Source organism: Pseudomonas sp. HMWF006 (assembly GCF_003061205.1).
Taxonomy (GTDB): Bacteria; Pseudomonadota; Gammaproteobacteria; order Pseudomonadales; family Pseudomonadaceae; genus Aquipseudomonas; species Aquipseudomonas monsensis.
The window spans coordinates 29976-31838 of the sequence record NZ_QAIU01000481.1 but is presented as its reverse complement, the minus strand read 5'-3'; the positions used below and the strand labels follow the sequence as shown (position 1 = coordinate 31838).

Genomic DNA, 1863 nt, shown 5'->3' with positions numbered 1-1863 from the left:
CCCCTCTCCCTCCGGGAGAGGGCTAGGGTGAGGGGCTCTTGATCTTCAGGTAATAAAAAGCCCCGCGCTTCTCACGAAGGCGGGGCTTTTCAGTGACGGTGGATCAGAACAAATCGATCGGCGCCTGTTCATCCGCCGGCAGCGGGCTGCCCGGTACGGTGCCGTTGCCCAGTTCATTCACCGAGGGCGGCGTGTCTTCCGACTTGAACAGCTCGAAGTAAGCGCCCGGCGTGCTCGGTGTCGCCGCACGACCGCTGACCGGATCCACCCGCAGGCTGAGGATGCCTTCCGGCTCAGGCTGCACGTGTGGCGGCTTGTCCTTGAGCGCAGCCGACATGTAGTTCATCCAGATCGGCAGCGCCACGGTGCCGCCGAACTCGCGGCGACCGAGGCTTTCTGGCTGGTCGAAACCGGTCCACACCGTGGTCACGTAATCGGCGTTGTAACCGGAGAACCAGGCATCTTTCGATTCGTTGGTGGTACCGGTTTTGCCGGCGATATCGCTGCGACCCATGGCCAGCGCGCGGCGACCGGTGCCGAGCTTGATCACGTCCTGCAGCATGCTGTTGAGAATGTACGTGGTGCGACCATCGACGATCCGCTCAGCCACTGCCGGCGCTTGTGGTGCTGCGGCCGCGCCCGGGACTTCACCCGGAGCCGGTGCCGCATTGACGGTGATCGGCTGAGACGCCGGCGCGGCAAAGCCATCTGTGGCCGACACACCCTGCGGCACGGTCGGCGGATTGGCGGCGAACAGCGTGTCGCCGTTGCGGCTTTCAATCTTGTCGATGATGTACGGGGTGATCTTGAAGCCGCCGTTGGCGAAAGTGCTCCAGCCGGTCGCGATTTCCATCGGCGTCAGCGTCGCGGTACCCAGCGCCAGCGAGAGGTTCGGCGGCAGGTCCTGCTTGTTGAAACCGAAGCGGGTGATGTAGTCGATGGTCTTGCCCACGCCCATCGCCTGCAGCAGGCGGATCGACACCAGGTTACGTGACTTGTACAGCGCTTCGCGCAGGCGGATCGGGCCGAGGAAGGTGTTGGTGTCGTTCTTTGGCCGCCAGACCTTGTCCAGGTACTCGTCGACGAACACGATCGGGGCGTCGTTGACCAGCGTGGCAGCGGTGTAGCCACTGTCCAGCGCGGCACTGTAGACGAACGGCTTGAAGCTCGAACCCGGCTGACGCTTGGCCTGCAGGGCGCGGTTGTAGTTGCTCTGTTCGAATGCAAAACCGCCGACCAGCGAGCGGATCGCGCCGTTCTGCGGGTCCAGCGACACTAGGGCGCCTTGCGCCTGCGGGATCTGGCTGAACTTCAGCGAATTGTCCTTCTGGCGCTGTACACGAACCAGATCACCGACCTGTGCCACATCCGACGGCTGGCGCGGGGCGGCGCCCATGCTGTTGGTATTGAGGAACGGCCGCGCCCACTTCATGGTGTCCCAGGCGACGTGTTCTTCGCCGGTACGGGTCAGCACTTGCAGGCCATTTTTCTCGACCTGGGTGACGATGGCCGGTTCGAGGCTGCTGATGGTGCGCTGCTTGGTCAGCTCGCTGGCCCAGGCCTCACGGGTCTTGCCCGGCAGGCGCGATTCGGGACCACGGTAGCCGTGACGCTGGTCGTAGGTCATCAAACCTTCGTGCAGCGCGGTGTTGGCCATTTCCTGCAGGTTGCTCGGCACCGTGGTGGTGACGCGGAAACCTTCGGTGTAAGCGTCGCTGCCATAACGGCCGACCATCTCGGCGCGGGCCATTTCGGCGATGTACGGCGCGTTCACTTCCGGGGTCGGCACGTGATAGCTGGCGTTCAGCGGTTCGTTGATCGCGGCGGTGTAGTCAGCCTCGGAAATCTTGCCGAGCTTGTACA

The 1863-nt window shown here is 63.8% G+C and carries 1 protein-coding gene; it reads right to left on the bottom strand.

Features of this window, described 5'->3' with window-relative positions:
• Nucleotides 1-103: 103 nt before the first annotated feature.
• Nucleotides 104-1863: penicillin-binding protein 1A (locus tag DBR24_RS21040; RefSeq protein WP_256591705.1), on the bottom strand; the 1760-nt coding region annotated here is incomplete at its 5' end.